Here is a 16,763-nt window from a genome sequence, read left to right as displayed (position 1 = left end):
TTAATAAAATAAATAATAATATAAGTTTTTGTAGGAGGTAGAGATGATAGAGGTAAAAGAAGTCCAAAAGAAGATAAAAGGAAAGAATGTATTAGATGGTATTTCTTTTGTAATTAAAGCTGGTGAAATTGTAGCTCTTATTGGGCCTAATGGGGCTGGAAAAACAACTCTTATGTCATGTATGATAGGAGATAGATTTATTGATAGAGGAAAGATCCTGATTGATGGTAAAGAGCCTAGATTCAAAGATAATAAGAAAAAAATAGGCGTATTGATGCAGGAGAATGTGATACCAAAAGATTTGAAGGTATTGGAATTAATTAAATTTTTTCAAGAAATCTATACTGATTCTTTAACTACAGATGAAGTAATAAAAATTCTAGGTTTCACTGATAAACAACTTAATCAGTTGGCAGGAAAATTATCTGGTGGACAAAAACGCCTATTAGCATTTGTGCTTTGCTTAGTTGGAAAACCAGAAATTTTATTTTTAGATGAACCGACTGCTGGGATGGACACTTCTACTAGACAGAAGTTTTGGGAAATTATTGAAGAATTAAAGCATAAGGGAACTACTATAGTTTATTCAAGTCATTATATCGAAGAAGTTGAACATACTGCAGATAGGATTTTAGTCCTAAATGAGGGCTTTTTGGTAAGTGATACTACACCGTATACTATTAGAAATAAGGAAACAAAAAAAGAAATTACCTTGCCGATTAGATTTTTAAAGGGTTTGGAAGAAATGGACCATGATTATAATATTGTAGTTGCAAGAGACTATATCAGATTTGAAACAGATGATATAGATAATGTGTGGGAAGATCTACAGTTAATAGGATGCGGGATTAAAGATATAGAGCTACAAAATAAGACATTACTAAATACAATATTTGAAAAAACGAGGGAGGCATAATAATGAAGTCACTAATAAAAGTTGAATGGATACAAATTTGGCGAAATTGGCCTGTGTTTATAATGGCAGTAGGAATGCCAGTTGCATTTTTTCTTTTCTTTTCATCTTCTGTGGATTTACACAGTCCTGAAATGAATAGGAAATTTGTACAAGGATATATGTTGACTATGACTTCATTTTCTATGTCATCATTTGCTTTATTCTCGCTTCCTATAATGCTAAATGAAGATAAAAATAACCACTATTTGACATATGTTGAGCATTCTCCATTAGGAATTGGAAGTTATTACATATCCAAGTTGGTTAGGGTCTTGATATACTTTTTGGTATCAATTTTGGCGACATTTTTTGTAGGTATATTTTTCAGAGGAGTAGATATTTCTTGGTATAGGGGCTTGTTTAGTGTTATTTTATTGATTGTAACAAGCTTTGTATACCTAGCTATAGGCCTTCTTATAGCCCAAATACAGAACCAGCAAATTATGTCTATTACATCTAATATTGTATTTATGGGACTGGCTGTGATTGGTGGTTCTTGGTGGCCTATATCGATGTTTCCAAGTTGGGTTCAAAATATTTCAAAGATTACTCCTAGCTATCATGTAAATCAGATAGTCACTAATTTTGCATCATCAGGTGTACTAGGTGTGAAATCTTTGCTCATAGTAATGGCATATGTTATAATTATTACATCATTTGCTATTACTATTAAGAAAAAACGAGAGGTGAAATAATTGAAAAAGATACAACTACAGAATCCATTATACTACCTACCCTTGATATTTATTGCATTCCCAGTGTTTGGTGTGTTTAAATTTAATTATCCATTGTGGACAATATGGTTTACTCTTGGATTTGTAGTATCTTATCTATATCTAGTTCATAAAGATGACAGTACTATTTCTAAAATAGTGTGGATTTATATGCTACTTTACATTTTATCTATGACATTTGTGTTTGATGGTGGGATGGTATGGTTTTATTTCTATATTACAAATCTTTTGTCTTTCAAGTATAATGATAAGCTGACCTCGTTTCGTATGTTAACTTTTATTTTTATTATAGTAATAACAGATATATTAGTATTGGTATATAGGAATGATTTATCAGCTAAGCTTATGGCAGTGTTGGCTACTATTATGTGTTGTTCACTTATGTATTATTGGAAGAGAGAAGCAGAACGTGAGAAACAAAAAGAGGCTATCTTGGAAAAAAACAATTCTATTAATCTCCTAATAGCTGAAAATGAGAGGAATAGAATTGGACAAGACCTACATGATACATTAGGCCATGTATTTGCTATGTTGTCAGTCAAGGCAGAGCTTGCTAATGCCCTATTAAATAAAGGTGAAATAGATATGGCTAAAAATGAGATAAAGGACTTACAGGAAATTTCTAAGAAGTCTATGAATGATGTAAGACAAATAGTGGAATCTCTTAAAGAGCCTAGGATAAAGGATGAAATCACGATTTTAAATAATATGCTTGAAATAGCCGGTATTACATTTAATTTAAGTGGAAGTGAATTTGCATACAGGCTTCCTAGCCATGTTCAAGGAAAGTTCACTATGATTTTGAGAGAGCTGGTGACAAATTTAATAAAGCATAGTAGTGCTGATAATTGTAGATTGGATTTTTCGGTACAAGATGGCAATTTAATTCTTGATTATAAAGATGACGGGATAGGTTTTTTTAATATTGATGGGACAGAACTCCATGCAATAAAAGATAGGCTGGTAACTATAAAGGGAAAGATAGATATAGTTTCTAAGGTAAGTCCTACCAATATTAGAATATATGTCCCCATGGAGGATTTGTAATGAAAATATTAGTAGCAGAAGACCAGAGTATGTTAAGAGATGCCTTATGTCAACTTCTTAAATTTCAAGAGGAAGTTGAGGAAGTATTTCAAGCTGAAAATGGAGTAAGGGCACAATATATATTAGAAAATGAAAAAATAGATGTTGCCATTCTGGATGTAGAAATGCCTGAGAAAACTGGATTAGATGTTTTAGAATGGTCAAAAGGTAAAGGCATAACTACGAAGATAATAATAATAACAACCTTCAAAAGAAGTGGGTATTTTCAAAGGGCTATCAAGTCAGGTGTTGATGCATATGTACTAAAAGAAAGATCTATTACAGATTTGATGAAGACGATTCACAGTGTTTTATTAGGGAAAAAAGAGTACTCTCCAGAGCTTATGGATATTGTTATTAATGACCATAGCCCACTTACTAGTCAGGAAGAAGAATTACTTAGGAAGGTCGCTCAAGGTCTATCGAATAAGGAGATTGCAAGGATTAGTTATCTTTCTGATGGTACTGTTAGGAATTATATAAGTATAATTTTACAAAAGTTGGATGCTGAAAATAGGACTGATGCAGTTAGAATTGCACAAGAAAAAAACTGGATATGATTTAAAAATTTAAGTCGGTTGCATATGCAACCGACTTTTTTAAAGTCAAGATATATAATAATGACATAGGATTGAGAAAGACAAGATATTTCAACCGATTGCTAAATATAAATAAAAAGAAATGAAAATATATGGAGGGTAAAATTATGAAGGAATTAAATATGTTTTGTTATCAGTGTCAGGAAACAGCAGGATGTTCAGGCTGTACGGTAAAGGGTGTCTGTGGAAAGACTCCAGAGGTTGCTAGAATCCAGGACTTACTAGTATATGCCAACAAGGGAATATCAGAAGTTACTACTAGGCTAAGAGCTGAAGGTAAGACTATATCTAAGGAAGTAAACCACATGATAACTCTTAACCTATTTACAACTATTACAAATGCCAACTTTGACTTTGATGTTTTTGTTGATAGAGTAATTAGAACTCTAGATGTAAAGAAAGACTTGATAGCACAGTTGGATGACAAGTCTGGCCTAAGTGAGGTTGCACTTTGGGATGAAAGAGATACATCTAAGTTTGATGAAAAGGCTAGACAAGTAGGCGTACTTGCTACAGAAGATGAAGATATAAGGTCTCTAAGAGAGCTTACTATATACGGACTAAAGGGTCTATCAGCATACTCAAAGCATGCTAATATGTTAGACTACGATAGTGAAGAAGTAGATGCTTTCCTTCAGGAAGCCCTATACAAGACTACTTTGGATTTAAGTGTGGATGAATTAATATCATTAGTTCTTGCAACAGGAGAAGCTGGCGTTAAGGGAATGGCCCTTCTAGATTCAGCCAATACTGGAACATTTGGTAACCCAGAGATAACAGAAGTAAATCTAGGTGTTAGAAACAACCCAGCTATACTAATTTCAGGTCATGACCTATCAGACCTAAAGGAATTATTGGAACAGACTAAGGGAACTGGAGTAGATGTATATACACATTCAGAAATGCTACCAGCCAACTACTATCCAGAGTTCAAGAAGTATGACAACCTAGTTGGTAACTATGGAAATGCTTGGTGGTTACAGAAGGAAGAATTTGAAAGCTTCAATGGACCTATCCTGATGACTACAAACTGTATAGTACCACCAAAGGACTCATACAAGGATAGGATATATACAACAGGTTCTGCAGGATACCCAGGATGTAAGCATATACCAGGCGAAGCAGGATCAACTAAGGATTTTTCAGAAATAATTGAACACGCTAAGAAGTGTGCTGCTCCAACTCAGTTAGAAGAAGGAACACTTGTAGGTGGATTTGCCCACAACCAGGTACTTTCTCTTGCTGATAAGATTGTTGAGGCTGTAAATACAGGAGCTATCAAGAAATTTGTAGTAATGGCAGGATGCGACGGAAGACAGAAGGGTAGAAACTACTATACAGACTTTGCCAAGGCTCTTCCAAAGGATGCTGTGATAATGACAGCTGGATGTGCTAAGTACAAGTACAACAAGTTAAACCTTGGAGATATCAATGGTATACCAAGAGTTCTAGATGCAGGCCAGTGTAACGACTCTTATTCACTAGCAGTAATAGCTATGAAGTTACAGGAAGTATTTGGACTAGAGGATATCAACGACCTACCACTAGTATTTAATATAGCATGGTATGAACAAAAGGCTGTAATAGTATTGCTTTCACTATTATTCTTAGGTGTAAAGAATATCCATCTTGGACCAACTCTACCAGCCTTCCTATCACCAAATGTAGCCAAGGTTCTAGTAGAAAACTTTGGTATAGCAGGAATAGGAACAGTCGAAGATGACATAGAACTATTCTTCGGTGAAGGAAAATAATATAGCAAACGAGAAATGATTAACTATTAACTAACTATTGCTTAGTTAATAAAAAATAAGAATATTACGAAAATAATCTAGGGTTTAGGTGAAAAGCCCTAGATTATTTTGTTTTAGATTAATAATATAAATTTATTAGAATTTTTTGTACTTTTTTATATGAATTTTTTGTTAAATAATGTATAATAGTATGTATAGAATAGTTATAAAAAGGCAAAACAAAGGAGTATATTATGGGAAACATTAATACCAACAAGCCGGAAAAGGTATACATGAGGATTAGGCAGCAAGAAAAGTTTATAGAAACAGTTGCTAAGGTTGCTGATGAAGAAGGCATAAATGAAAACTTGATAAATGAAGTAAAAGAACGTTTTGGAAATTTTGAGGATCTTGGCTTAGAAGAAACTTTGAAAAAAATGTCACAATATGGGTGGCTTGATAGAAATCTTGAGATTGTTGAGAAGAGATTTGCATACGTTGTCAAGTCTGTTATAGATGCAGATGAGAGCCAACTTGTAAATTTAGAGAATGCTTTTTATGAGCTGGGGCAAGAGGTTGAGACAGATTATGAGGGGAAACCTATCAGGTATGTATATGATGCAATAAGGGATATGCTACTTGATGGTGGCAAAACTGAGGAGATAAATCAGATAATAAATGAAGAGTATGATGAGATAGTATGGTCAAGGGTTAGACCGACTACAAAGAAATATTGGGATGAAATGGGTATAGATTTTGCTAAGTTCTACCTGAAGCTTAGAAGTAGATTCATACAGGGAATGCTAGAAAAGACAGATATAAAGTTTGAAAAATTAGATGACACAGTGTGCCAGTTAGTTAGAAGATAAAATTTAATCAAAAATAAAGAAGATAGGTGGAGTTTATACACTTATCTTCATTTTTTTGTTTGATATATTGTCTTGTAGGATAATTCACTAGCAAGTAGATTTTAGTAAGGACATTATTTCCTTGTAGTTCTTGTCCCAATTATCACACATGGATTTGGCATCTGGTTCAGTATCAACATTTGCATTTATTGTCATAAGGTTTCTACTGTTCTGGTTAAGTATTAGGGTAACTACATATTTGTCGTCTTGACTAGAGTACTTAGCTTGTCTGACAATCTTAGAGGAGAATATATCCTCATCGTGGTTGACAATGTAGTCAAGTATTTTATTTCTGAAATACTCAGGGATCCTATTCTGGAAGTATACCAAGACTTCAAGGCCACTCTGAGTGATTGAATATAGGTCGGTATCAAGCGACTGGTATTTTGTTATAAACTTTGATTCCAACATTTTTGGAAGTAATGCCCTAAATGTAAAGTAGTTCATTGCGTCTGTTTCCATTATTATCTGAGTAAGCTGTGAATCGGTAACATCTTCTCTAAGGTTATTAAATGTATATAAAATTATCAATTTCTCAAGTATTAGATCATCTGCACTGGTTTCAAACATAGGTAACCTCCATTCTTTATTATAATCTAATTTTAGTTGATATTTTCCTATTTGTCAAAGGTCTTAATTATAGTCAACTTGTAACTTTTGTCATTTGAGTTATTACATTATAGTCATAATTGATTTTTCCTTGCATAAAATATGTGAAATGTATATTATTTTTGTTATAATAATAAATGCAGGTTTTTTATAATTATAAACAGGATTGCAGATTGAAAACAACATTAATAAATCTTGTTGTTTTATTGGGTTTTATTTTATTGACTATATATAATTAAAGGGATATTTTTAGTAAAGGATGTATTGATATGAGAAATACTAGGTTTGTAAATACGACAATTAAATTTGTATCGATTAGTTTATCGCTCTTGATTGGACTATCTCCAAGGTCTATGGCATATACAAGGTTTAGTGATAGGAATTCAAGACATGCTATAGTGGTTGACACGAAATCAGATAGGATAGTATACGAAAAGGATTCTCTAACACCGACTGCAATGGCGAGCTTGTCTAAAATGATGACCTTGCTGATCACATTCGATGACCTAAAGGCGAGAAAGGTTTCAATGCATGATCAGGTAAAAATACTAGCTAGCGATGTCAACAGAGATGGAACAAATATGAAGCTAAATGAGGGAGATATTGTAGGTCTAGATGTACTTTTGGACTCTATGATGATAATATCAGCAAATGACTCAGCTCTAGCCATAGCAAGGCACGTAGGAGGAGACTACAAGACTTTTGTCAAGAGGATGAATGATAAGGCCAGTGAGATTGGTATGACCAAGACAGTTTTTTATAATCCAAATGGTCTACCTATATATGGAGAAAAATACGGCAAAAAAATTACATATGAAAATACGACTTGTGCTAGAGATGTAGCGATTTTGTCCAAATTTTTGTATGACAATTACGAAAAAGAATTGACTAATATAACTTCTAAAAAAAGATTTGTAAATACTAAAAAGCAGATTGATGAAGAAAATACCAACCCAATACTTCCCCTATTCAAGGAGTCAGATGGATTGAAGACTGGTTTTACAGACAAGGCAGGTTATTGTCTGGCATATTCATCTAGGACTAATAGGGGCGGAGAAAATGATGTTGATAACAGGCTGATAGGGGTGAGTATGGGAGCTCCAAGTAAAGAAGCTAGAAGAGATTCTGCCTATAATACCCTAGATTTTATAACTCAAAAGTACAAGACCAAAAACCTATACAAGAAGGGTGAGGTATTGGCCAGCAAGAACATAAACGGAATGATTAAGACGGACCTTTGTCCTGATGAAAATATTAGTATAATAAAGAGGCAGGATGAGAAATTCAAGCAGAGGTTGGTATATAAGAGGGTAAATATACTAAAAGACTACGACAAGCCAATTGCCCAGATGCAATTGATTGATGCTTGGGGTAATATAGCAACTAGTGTTGACCTATATCCAAAGGTTGCTCTTAAAGACGCTAATTTTATTGAGAGGGCTTACTATTCAGGTCTGGCACTTCTAGGCGATATCACCGGTAGCACCAAGTCAGACAAACCTACATACCCAGTATTTACAATAATGAATGAGAGTAACTAATATGAATAAAAATATAGTTTTGGCAAGTGGTTCACCAAGGAGAAAGCAGCTCCTTGATATGTGTGGTCTGGAGTTTGATGTAATAACAGCAGACCTAGATGAAGAGATAATAGAAAAGGAAATAAATAGCACTTATTCAGGTAAGCAATCCTATTATATAGCGGAGAAAATGGTTGAAAGGCTATCTAGAGAAAAAGCCCTTGTTGTTAAAGACCAAGCTGAGAAAAAATATGGTGAAGACTATATTGTGATAGGGTCTGATACTCTGGTTGTAGACGAAAATCAGATCCTAGGTAAGCCAAAAGATAAGGATGATGCCTATAGGATACTTAGGAGTCTATGTGGTAAGCTACACAGGGTCTATACTGGAGTGAGTCTAGTCTATGATGATAGGGTAGAGTCCTTCGTCAGTCATACAGAAGTTCTATTTTATGATTATGACCAAAAGATGGAGGATATAATCAACAAGTATATAGAAGGCGGATCTCCAATGGACAAGGCTGGTGCATATGGTATACAGGATATGGGGGCCTTGCTTGTAAAGGAGATAAGAGGGGACTATTATACTGTGATGGGCCTTCCTCTTGCAGAATTAATAAGAAAAATTTAGGGGCTGAATATTCAGCCCCTAAATTTTGTCTTAAGTTCTCGATTACAAAAATCCAACAAATAATTTGAAAATATTTATTTGGATATAAATCTTATAAAAATAGCTTTATTTTATAAACAACTTATATTTTTCAAACTCATCCTTGCTAAGAACGATATTTAGCTCTATACCAAAATCAGTATGCTTGAAGTCGTCCATCTCAATAACCCTATTTTTCTTTATTTCATTGAAAATATCAAATCTTGAGTATGGTATAAGAAGGCTAGCATCTTGGTTATCTTCAAAAAGATTGAACTGTATTGCTTCGATTAACTTGTCTAAATTATAGCCTGATTTTGCTGAAACATAGATTTTGTTGTCGCTTGATTCAGGTATTGGGTCAAGTTTATCAGCCTTGTTGTAGACTTCGATTTTTCTCTTGTTTGAAACACCGATCTTCTCAAATGTGAAGTCCATGATACTCTTTTGAGCTTCTAAGTCGTCCCTGCTAGCATCGTATACAACTAGTATAAGGTCAGCGTAACTCACCTCTTCAAATGTAGACCTGAATGCCTCTCTTATGATTCCAGGAAGGTCACTTACAAATCCTATAGTGTCTACTATCATGAAGTCCTTGCCGTTTGGAAGCATTGATTTTCTAAGTGATACATCAAGTGTAGAAAGCATGTGGTCTTTTACTATTACTTCGCTCTCTTTAGTATGGTCAGGGCCAAGTTCTATTAACTTGTTCATAATAGTTGACTTACCACAATTAGTGTATCCTGCAAAGGCCACTAGTGGGGCTTTTACATCTGTTTTTCTAGATCTTTGAACAAACCTATTCTTAACTATTACAGAAAGATCTGTTTTTATGGAATCAATTCTTTCGTTTATCTCATTAAGGTCAGTTAGGAGTCTCTTCTTGCTAGGGCTGAAAACACCGATACCACTTCCGTACTTGTATTTTCCCTGGAATCCCTCAATTCTAGTAGACCTGTATTTTAACTGGGCCTTTTCAATTTCAAGCTTTCCTTCACGCCTGCTTGAGCTTTGGCTGAAGATATCAAGTAAGAGTATAGTTCTGTCTACAACTTTTAGACCAGTTACTTCTTCCATGTTCTTGATTTGGTTACCACTTAGGCTGTCTATAGTCACTATCATGTCTATTTCCAGTTCTTGTGCGTGTTTTGCTACATATTCTAGATTTTCCTTGTCTACATAGTAGTCAGGGTCTATCTTTTGGTTGAGTACTAGCTCTGCCTTAGTTTCGCTACCAGCAGCCTGAACCAATTCCTTTAGTTCAATCATTGATTCGTAGACGGTAGTTGCATGAAATTCCTCACCCTCATTTACAGCTAGTAACACTGCGACCTCGTCGAATTTGCTGACGTCCTTGTTAGAAATAATTAATTTTTCCATATTTACCTCCACACTATTTTGTTTTTATATATTCTTTATAAATATTAAAATCAACTTCATCCAACGATACAAGTAGGTCTATTCCCTCATCTGTATATTCGAACTTGTCTATTGGATACTTATCACTTAAATAGCTAAAAATCTGTCCCTTGTCATATGGAAGGAGTAGGTTTACCTCATAAGAATCCTCCGTAAGTTTCTTTTCTATTAGTTTCACTAATTTGTCTAAATTTATACCCTGTTTAGCAGATACATATACAAGATCTTCCTGGCTTTTTGGATATATATCTAGGTTTAATCTGTCTATCTTGTTGTAGACAGTTATAGTGGCTTTTTCGTCTGCTCCTAGGTCCTTAAGGACTGAGTCGGTTGTATGTTTTTGTATATCTGAAGATTCATTTGTAGCGTCTATTACATGAAGTATTAGGTCTGCATAATTTACTTCTTCAAGAGTGGACTTGAAGGCTTCGATAAGGTCATGTGGTAGTTTGCTTACAAAGCCGACTGTATCAACAAGTAAAAATTCTCTCTTGTTAGGAAGAAGAGCCCTTCTAAGGGTTACATCTAAGGTTGCAAATAGCATGTCCTTTACGAATACACCTTTTTCTGCCTCGTAGTCTGGATGGGTCTTGATAAGTTCATTCAGTAAGGTAGACTTGCCTGCATTGGTATAGCCTACTAGGGCTACAATAGGAATCTTGTTTTTCTGACGCTGGCTTCTCTGGATTTCCCTGTGCTTGACAACCTCTTTTAGTTCCTTACGTATGGCTGCTGCACGGTTTAGGATATGCCTCTTGTCTTTTTCAAGCTTCTGTTCACCGGGTCCCCTAGTACCTATACCAGCACCAGTTCTGGACATCTGACCACCCATACCGTATAGTCTAGGAAGTCTATATTTTAGCTGGGCCAATTCAACCTGTAGTTTACCTTCACGAGATAGGGCTCTCTGGGCAAATATATCGAGGATAAGGGTAGTCCTGTCTATTATTTTCTTACCGATTATATCCTCTATATTTCTGATTTGGGCGCCTGATAGCTCATCGTTAAAAACTATCATTGTTGCATCAAGACTTTCTGCATATATTTTTATCTCTTCTATCTTACCGCTCCCTAGGTAGGTAGCAGTATCGACCTTGTCCTTGTTCTGGATCAACTCACCAACGAATTCAGCACCGGCAGCCTTGACGAGTTCCTTTAGCTCAGCCATGGACTCTTCTATGCCGATGGAGCCTTGCATTACCCTGCTAGTAAGGTTCAGTCCTACACAAAGGGCCCTTTCAACAAGCTGGTCTTCTGGTTTATTTTTTATATCTAAATCGCTCATATTTATATTTATGCACTACTCCTTATTAAAAAATGTTAATTAATCTGATTATACCATATAAAAAACAGATAGACTATCAATAAATAAACATAAGATATGTTAAATTAATTACTCGAGTATGGTATAATTAGTGAATGTAAAGAGAAAATACTTAAATGAGAGGGGGCTTACATGGAAAATAAGTATAAGTTTTTTAGTCATAGAGAGTGCGAGTTCTTTCCTTGTCACAAGACGGATGATTTAGAGAATTTTAACTGCCTTTTTTGCTATTGTCCCCTGTATGCCCTGGGGACCAAGTGTGGCGGTAATTATAAATACAGCGATAGAGGAATAAAAGACTGTTCTAATTGCATGATACCTCATAGTAAGAATGGCTATGACTATATAATAAGTAGGTTTGATCAAATCAGTGATTTAGCGAAGGGAAGGTGATATTTTGAAAAAGGAGAAGAATGGAACTAACAGGGCGATTATAGCTGGTCTCGGCTTTGCCTTTCAGATATTTTGGATCTTGAGTGGTGTATATGCCCTCAATATTTGGTATCCAAAGTTGGACATAGTACTTAGGGTATTGTCTATCCTACTAATATTTAGGATCCTAGGCAAGCACACCAATTCAGCAATCAAGATTCCTTGGATAATTGGAATATTGGTAGCTCCAGTTGCAGGACTTATACTGTATGCCTTGCTAGGGAGTAGGTTTACTTCTATATCTATCAGAAGGAGATTTAAATATATCTATGGAATGGCAGATGGTGTCCTTCAAAGAGACAGGGAGCTTATGTCTAGGTTGAAGAATATAGATCCAGATGTCTATGGACATGTTAATTATATTGATAAGTTCGGAAACTATCCTGCCTATAGCAACAACGATGTAGTCTATTTTTCAGAGGCTTCGGATGCTATTGAGAAACTAAAAGAAGAGTTGGAAAATGCCCAAAAATTTATCTTTATGGAGTATCATGCTATAGAGGATGCTGGTTCTTTTAGGGCTATAGAGGACATACTTAAGAGGAAGGCTGACGAGGGCTTGGATATCAGGGTTATATATGATGATGTCGGTAGCCTAGGCTTTGTAGATAGGCCGTTTTCAAAAAGGTTAAACAAGGAAGGTATCAAGTGTAGGGTATTCAATCCGGTTATACCAATAGTAAATATATTTATGAACAACAGGGACCACAGGAAGATAACTGTAATAGACGGCAAGGTAGGCTTTACAGGTGGTTATAATATTGCAGATGAGTACTTTAATATTGTAAACCCATTTGGTTACTGGAAAGATACAGGAATTATGATTAAGGGTAGGTCGGTTGACAATCTCACTATGATATTTTTGGAAATGTGGCACGCAATGAGGAGGAATAAGAGTGAGAGGGAGAGCCTTGAAAATCTTATAAACCAATACGATATGTGCAATATATCATACGATGTATTAAATGAAAAAGACCTACTAGAAGACGATATCGAAGACAAACTTGTAGATACAAAGGGCGAGGACAAGATTGTGGATACAAAAGGCGAGGACAAGATTGTGGACACAAAAGGCGAGCCTATAGATACACAAGACAAGACTGTAGCCATTGAAAATAAGGAATCATCAGTTACTAAGTCCAAAAATAAACTAAGGATACTTCAGCCATTTGCAGAAAATCCCCTGTATGAAGAACAGGTTGCAGAGAATGTATACCTAAATCTTGCCAAAACATCAAACGACTACCTATATATAACAACTCCATATCTTATAATTGACGATATAATGAGGGATGAGCTTACCCTTGCTGCCAAGAGAGGTGTAGATGTAAGAATCATAACGCCTGGGATTCCAGACAAAAAGATAATATATGCTATAACAAGGTCAAACTATGCCAATCTAGCTAGAAATGGAGTCAAGATATATGAGTACAGTCCTGGATTTGTCCATGCTAAACAGCATATATCAGACGACAAGTGTGGTGTAATAGGTACTATAAATATGGATTACAGGAGTTTGTACCTGCACTTTGAAAACGGGGTCTACATATATGACGAAGATCTAGTAAAAGAGATGAGAATAGACATGGAAAATATGTTTGCCCAGTCAGAAGATGTCACTAGTAAGTATTCTGGACGTAGAAGTATGAGGACTAGGATTTGGCATGGAGTGTTGAGGTTTATATCTCCACTACTATAGAATTAATATCTATTAGGAGGTTGAGGTTATGTCTTACGAAAGTGTAAAGGAAGAGTTGGAGAGAAAGGGATATGCGAATAGGATAACAATCCACCCTAACCCTTGTGATACAGTTGAAAATGCAGCTAGGATGATAGGTTGTGAGGAGAAGTTAATAGCCAAGACTATGTCATTTTTGCTAGATGATAAGCCGATTGTCATAGTTGCAGCTGGAGATGCCAAGATAGACAACAGGAAGTACAAGGATATGTTCAAGAAAAAGGCCAAGATGGTTCCGTGGGAAGAAGTAGAATCAATCATAGGACACAAGCCAGGTGGCGTATGTGCTCTTGGTCTAAATAAAGGCGTAGTAGCTTATCTGGATGAATCATTAAAGAGGTTTGAAGTAGTCTATTCAGCAGCGGGGGCTCCAGAGTGTACGGTAGCTTTTAGGGTAGATGAGGTAGACAAGGTTATAGACGCAGAGTGGATAGATGTCTGCAAGTTGATAGAAGCTTAGGATATTTAGTTGATACCACAGGATACTAGGAAAAAATACTAGACAAGGACTATTATATATAGTATAATATTAAAGTCGTGTAGTGAGCGACAATAGTTTAGATGCAGGTATAGAACCTTATATCTACTAGATTAGGGAAACATATCAAGCATTTATCTTCTATATGGACAATGTAGCGGACCTTGGTCCACACATCCATCATATTACAATGGACAATGCCAATAGAGGCATCCACACAATTTATTTTTAAAGGAGAAAGAATATGTCATCAATTACAAGAGGACCTAAGTTTAAGTTATCTAGAAGACTAGGACTAAACGTATGTGGTCATCCAAAGGCAATGAACAGAGCTGGTAAGGGAACTGCAAGAAGCGACAAGAAGCTATCACCATACGGTATGCAGTTACTTGAAAAGCAGAGACTAAGAGCTTACTATGGAGTATCTGAAAAGCAGATGAGAATCTACATGAAGAAGGCTCAGAAGGCGAAGGGACCTACTGGTATAGCAGTTATAAGAACATTAGAATGTAGACTAGACAACCTAGTATACAGAATGGGTCTTGCTAACTCAATCAGACAGGCTAGACAGATGGTTGGACATGGAAATATCCATGTTAACGGAAGAAAGGTTAATATACCTTCATTCATCGTTTCAGTAGGAGACGAAATATCACTAAGAGAAAAGTACAGAACTAATGAACTATTCAAGGCTAACTTTGAAGCGGCTGCTTTAAACGAACATCCTTACCTAACTAAGGATCAGGCTAACTATTCAGCAGTTCTTACAAGACTTCCAGAGAGAGAAGAAGTGCCAATCGAAATCAACGATTCACTAGTTGTCGAATTCTACTCTAAGTCTTCATTATAAGAAAAAGACGAATATTCAAAAGAGGGTATATTTACCCTCTTTTTTTATGCAAATTAATACTTATATTAAAACCACTTTAACGATTGATAAAGATATCTAAATGGTGATATAATTACAGTATAGGTGGTGATAAAATGGAACTATTTTTACAAATATTATGCGGTGGAATAGAGCTTGCATGGGATAGCTTCAAATCCTTCATGAAGCTTATATTTTGCGGACTATGCTTGATATTGTTAGGCATAACGTTTACAGACTGGGATTAGGTTTTCGGCGAAAAATAAGTATTTTATGATATTTATAAAAAAATTGCGAAAACTTAAAGGAATTTCAATTTTTATAGAGAATATAATATTAATAAGACTGAGATAGGGGGAGGATAGATGGTAATAGGATGGGAAAATGTCGACAACCTTGAGGATTACTATATAACATATCTCCTTTATAGAGAATCTCTTAATGTTGAACAAATTGCCAGGGTCAGAAACAAGTCATTAGAAGAGGTCAATAATGACCTTATAACAGCCAAAGATATCATAAGAAAGACCAAGAAAAGTCTTGTTCAGGGACAAGAAGAAAAGGATATCATAGATTATTTTCTATCATTGTCTAAGGATGAGAGGCTCGACTTTATGTCCAAGCTTAAGAACTCAGACATAAACGATTTTAAGAGGAAGGTCTATAGGGGTATACTAAGGTTAGACAATGTTGATGATTTGATGGTCTTGGTTTGGGCAGCAGGTGAATTTAGAGATGCTAGGTTTTTGGATATCCTATATCCCATAACTGAGAAAAAGCACGCCAATATCAGGAGAATAGCATATTCAGCTATTGGAAAGATAGGCAGTACTTCAAGTTCAAATATTATGGAGATGGGACTTTCAGATACCAATCCACAGGTCAGACAGTACTGTGCCAAATCTCTTGCCAACTTGGGTACCAAGGACAGCATAAAGATTCTTGAAAATCTTATAAAACTCAAGGCTGACTTTGAGAAGGACTATGTACTGAGGGCTGCAAGAGAATCTCTAGATGCCTTACATATCAAGTACTCAGTCTAGTCGGCGCTACGTAGGTGCGTAGTAGGTAATATTACTAAATAATTGGAGGGATTCAAAATGATAGTGAGACGTTGTTCTGGTGGTGTTGTATTTTATGCAAACAAGGTATTATTGGTAGAAAATGACAGAGGTGAATGGACCCTACCTAAGGGAAAAATAGTCGGTGATGGACTACCTCATGAAAGTGCTATTCAGAGAGTTAAGCTTGAAACAGGTGTTGATGCCAGAATTCTAGATATAGCTGGAGACACTATATACGAGTTTTTCTCAAGAAGTAGAAATCAACGTGTTTGTAATGCTATTATGTGGTATGTTATGGAAGCTGAAAGCGTTGAACTAGATGTATCAAAAGAATTTCTTCGTGGTGGATTTTATAAGGTGTCTGAGGCCCTTGAAATGTTGACTCACAGCAAGGAAAAATCTCTTGTAGATGTTTCTTATAAGAAATATAAGAACTATAAGAAAAACGACACTAATTAATAGGTAATATAGTAGGTTAGTAGGGCTTACTTTTTGAGTAGGTCTGAGGCTTAGTTAAAAATAAATACTTTATGAAAGAATAGTAAATTACGAGTAACTTCAATATAATTTTCTTATTTTCTTCATTATGTGACGTTGATGGTATCTGGTGGTCCTAGTTATTAAAACTAGGAAGTCATATGCCATCA

18 protein-coding genes are annotated in these 16,763 nt (G+C 35.4%); 15 read left to right on the top strand and 3 right to left on the bottom strand.

The genetic code is table 11. The features are described 5' to 3' along the window. The first annotated feature begins 43 nt into the window (after nucleotides 1-43). From HMPREF0631_RS02605 to HMPREF0631_RS02580, 6 genes are all read left to right on the top strand, one after another. Nucleotides 44-916, top strand: a complete 873-nt coding sequence (locus tag HMPREF0631_RS02605) for an ABC transporter ATP-binding protein (RefSeq protein ID WP_002843174.1) — start codon at nucleotides 44-46, stop codon at nucleotides 914-916. A gap of 2 nt (nucleotides 917-918) precedes the next feature. Beyond that, nucleotides 919-1,650: an ABC transporter permease gene (locus tag HMPREF0631_RS02600; RefSeq protein ID WP_002843220.1), complete on the top strand. Its 732-nt coding sequence runs from the start codon at nucleotides 919-921 to the stop codon at nucleotides 1,648-1,650. A gap of 306 nt (nucleotides 1,651-1,956) precedes the next feature. Then, nucleotides 1,957-2,736: a sensor histidine kinase gene (locus HMPREF0631_RS02595; protein ID WP_157755925.1), complete on the top strand. Its 780-nt coding sequence runs from the start codon at nucleotides 1,957-1,959 to the stop codon at nucleotides 2,734-2,736. Beyond that, complete coding sequence (locus HMPREF0631_RS02590; protein WP_002843265.1) at nucleotides 2,736-3,335, top strand: response regulator transcription factor; 600 nt, start codon at nucleotides 2,736-2,738, stop codon at nucleotides 3,333-3,335. The genes HMPREF0631_RS02595 and HMPREF0631_RS02590 overlap by 1 nt, the downstream gene beginning before the upstream one ends. A 146-nt stretch (nucleotides 3,336-3,481) precedes the next feature. After that, on the top strand, nucleotides 3,482-5,128 hold the full coding sequence (gene hcp / locus HMPREF0631_RS02585) for a hydroxylamine reductase (protein WP_002843280.1): 1,647 nt from the start codon (nucleotides 3,482-3,484) through the stop codon (nucleotides 5,126-5,128). Nucleotides 5,129-5,361: 233 nt separating this feature from the next. After that, complete coding sequence (locus tag HMPREF0631_RS02580; RefSeq protein ID WP_002843177.1) at nucleotides 5,362-5,976, top strand: hypothetical protein; 615 nt, start codon at nucleotides 5,362-5,364, stop codon at nucleotides 5,974-5,976. Nucleotides 5,977-6,063: 87 nt separating this feature from the next. Here the strand turns inward: HMPREF0631_RS02580 and HMPREF0631_RS02575 are convergent, their stop codons facing one another. After that, nucleotides 6,064-6,585: a DUF4364 family protein gene (locus HMPREF0631_RS02575; RefSeq protein ID WP_002843179.1), complete on the bottom strand. Its 522-nt coding sequence runs from the start codon at nucleotides 6,583-6,585 to the stop codon at nucleotides 6,064-6,066. A gap of 308 nt (nucleotides 6,586-6,893) precedes the next feature. Between HMPREF0631_RS02575 and HMPREF0631_RS02570 the strand changes: the two genes are divergently transcribed. After that, the gene (locus tag HMPREF0631_RS02570) at nucleotides 6,894-8,165 is read left to right on the top strand and encodes a D-alanyl-D-alanine carboxypeptidase family protein (RefSeq protein WP_002843196.1); all 1,272 of its coding nucleotides are present in this window, start codon (nucleotides 6,894-6,896) and stop codon (nucleotides 8,163-8,165) included. A gap of 1 nt (nucleotide 8,166) precedes the next feature. After that, nucleotides 8,167-8,775 (top strand): Maf family protein, encoded by a 609-nt coding sequence (locus HMPREF0631_RS02565; RefSeq protein WP_002843226.1) that lies wholly within the window; start codon nucleotides 8,167-8,169, stop codon nucleotides 8,773-8,775. Nucleotides 8,776-8,880: 105 nt separating this feature from the next. Here HMPREF0631_RS02565 and hflX (HMPREF0631_RS02560) read toward each other — a convergent pair whose 3' ends face one another. Together hflX (HMPREF0631_RS02560) and hflX (HMPREF0631_RS02555) are read right to left on the bottom strand one after the other, a co-directional pair. Continuing rightward, a complete protein-coding gene (gene hflX, locus HMPREF0631_RS02560; protein ID WP_002843297.1) occupies nucleotides 8,881-10,173 on the bottom strand; it encodes a GTPase HflX in 1,293 nt (430 codons plus the stop codon). Nucleotides 10,174-10,186: 13 nt separating this feature from the next. Then, nucleotides 10,187-11,497 (bottom strand): GTPase HflX, encoded by a 1,311-nt coding sequence (gene hflX / locus HMPREF0631_RS02555; RefSeq protein WP_002843232.1) that lies wholly within the window; start codon nucleotides 11,495-11,497, stop codon nucleotides 10,187-10,189. Between the two features lie 171 nt (nucleotides 11,498-11,668). Between hflX (HMPREF0631_RS02555) and HMPREF0631_RS02550 the strand changes: the two genes are divergently transcribed. The 7 genes from HMPREF0631_RS02550 to HMPREF0631_RS02525 all read left to right on the top strand — a co-directional run bounded on the left by HMPREF0631_RS02550 (nucleotide 11,669) and on the right by HMPREF0631_RS02525 (nucleotide 16,575). Next, nucleotides 11,669-11,929: a cysteine-rich small domain-containing protein gene (locus HMPREF0631_RS02550; RefSeq protein WP_019595233.1), complete on the top strand. Its 261-nt coding sequence runs from the start codon at nucleotides 11,669-11,671 to the stop codon at nucleotides 11,927-11,929. A gap of 4 nt (nucleotides 11,930-11,933) precedes the next feature. Next, a complete protein-coding gene (locus HMPREF0631_RS02545) occupies nucleotides 11,934-13,667 on the top strand; it encodes a phospholipase D-like domain-containing protein (protein ID WP_002843237.1) in 1,734 nt (577 codons plus the stop codon). Nucleotides 13,668-13,695: 28 nt separating this feature from the next. Beyond that, nucleotides 13,696-14,166, top strand: a complete 471-nt coding sequence (locus tag HMPREF0631_RS02540; RefSeq protein WP_002843228.1) for a YbaK/EbsC family protein — start codon at nucleotides 13,696-13,698, stop codon at nucleotides 14,164-14,166. Nucleotides 14,167-14,428: 262 nt separating this feature from the next. Beyond that, nucleotides 14,429-15,034 carry a 30S ribosomal protein S4 gene (rpsD, locus tag HMPREF0631_RS02535; RefSeq protein ID WP_002843206.1) on the top strand — a complete coding sequence of 202 codons (606 nt, stop codon included), beginning with the start codon at nucleotides 14,429-14,431 and terminating at the stop codon, nucleotides 15,032-15,034. A 134-nt stretch (nucleotides 15,035-15,168) separates the two neighbouring features. Further along, nucleotides 15,169-15,300, top strand: a complete 132-nt coding sequence (locus HMPREF0631_RS10280; RefSeq protein ID WP_002845067.1) for a hypothetical protein — start codon at nucleotides 15,169-15,171, stop codon at nucleotides 15,298-15,300. A gap of 117 nt (nucleotides 15,301-15,417) precedes the next feature. Continuing rightward, a complete protein-coding gene (locus tag HMPREF0631_RS02530; protein WP_002843276.1) occupies nucleotides 15,418-16,095 on the top strand; it encodes a HEAT repeat domain-containing protein in 678 nt (225 codons plus the stop codon). A gap of 57 nt (nucleotides 16,096-16,152) precedes the next feature. Continuing rightward, nucleotides 16,153-16,575 carry an NUDIX domain-containing protein gene (locus tag HMPREF0631_RS02525; RefSeq protein ID WP_002843181.1) on the top strand — a complete coding sequence of 141 codons (423 nt, stop codon included), beginning with the start codon at nucleotides 16,153-16,155 and terminating at the stop codon, nucleotides 16,573-16,575. Nucleotides 16,576-16,763 lie beyond the last annotated feature (188 nt).

Source organism: Peptostreptococcus anaerobius 653-L (assembly GCF_000178095.1).
GTDB lineage: Bacteria > Bacillota > Clostridia > Peptostreptococcales > Peptostreptococcaceae > Peptostreptococcus > Peptostreptococcus anaerobius.
Note: the sequence above shows the minus strand (reverse complement) of the source record. Positions and strands in the feature narration are given on the sequence as shown.

Coding starts and splice junctions, on each gene's coding strand:
- HMPREF0631_RS02605 (WP_002843174.1), top strand. CDS start 44: ATGATAGAGGTAAAAGAAGTCCAAAAGAAGATAAAAGGAAAGAATGTA.
- HMPREF0631_RS02600 (WP_002843220.1), top strand. CDS start 919: ATGAAGTCACTAATAAAAGTTGAATGGATACAAATTTGGCGAAATTGG.
- HMPREF0631_RS02595 (WP_157755925.1), top strand. CDS start 1,957: ATGTTAACTTTTATTTTTATTATAGTAATAACAGATATATTAGTATTG.
- HMPREF0631_RS02590 (WP_002843265.1), top strand. CDS start 2,736: ATGAAAATATTAGTAGCAGAAGACCAGAGTATGTTAAGAGATGCCTTA.
- hcp (WP_002843280.1), top strand. CDS start 3,482: ATGAAGGAATTAAATATGTTTTGTTATCAGTGTCAGGAAACAGCAGGA.
- HMPREF0631_RS02580 (WP_002843177.1), top strand. CDS start 5,362: ATGGGAAACATTAATACCAACAAGCCGGAAAAGGTATACATGAGGATT.
- HMPREF0631_RS02575 (WP_002843179.1), bottom strand. CDS start 6,585: ATGTTTGAAACCAGTGCAGATGATCTAATACTTGAGAAATTGATAATT.
- HMPREF0631_RS02570 (WP_002843196.1), top strand. CDS start 6,894: ATGAGAAATACTAGGTTTGTAAATACGACAATTAAATTTGTATCGATT.
- HMPREF0631_RS02565 (WP_002843226.1), top strand. CDS start 8,167: ATGAATAAAAATATAGTTTTGGCAAGTGGTTCACCAAGGAGAAAGCAG.
- hflX (WP_002843297.1), bottom strand. CDS start 10,173: ATGGAAAAATTAATTATTTCTAACAAGGACGTCAGCAAATTCGACGAG.
- hflX (WP_002843232.1), bottom strand. CDS start 11,497: ATGAGCGATTTAGATATAAAAAATAAACCAGAAGACCAGCTTGTTGAA.
- HMPREF0631_RS02550 (WP_019595233.1), top strand. CDS start 11,669: ATGGAAAATAAGTATAAGTTTTTTAGTCATAGAGAGTGCGAGTTCTTT.
- HMPREF0631_RS02540 (WP_002843228.1), top strand. CDS start 13,696: ATGTCTTACGAAAGTGTAAAGGAAGAGTTGGAGAGAAAGGGATATGCG.
- rpsD (WP_002843206.1), top strand. CDS start 14,429: ATGTCATCAATTACAAGAGGACCTAAGTTTAAGTTATCTAGAAGACTA.
- HMPREF0631_RS10280 (WP_002845067.1), top strand. CDS start 15,169: ATGGAACTATTTTTACAAATATTATGCGGTGGAATAGAGCTTGCATGG.
- HMPREF0631_RS02530 (WP_002843276.1), top strand. CDS start 15,418: ATGGTAATAGGATGGGAAAATGTCGACAACCTTGAGGATTACTATATA.
- HMPREF0631_RS02525 (WP_002843181.1), top strand. CDS start 16,153: ATGATAGTGAGACGTTGTTCTGGTGGTGTTGTATTTTATGCAAACAAG.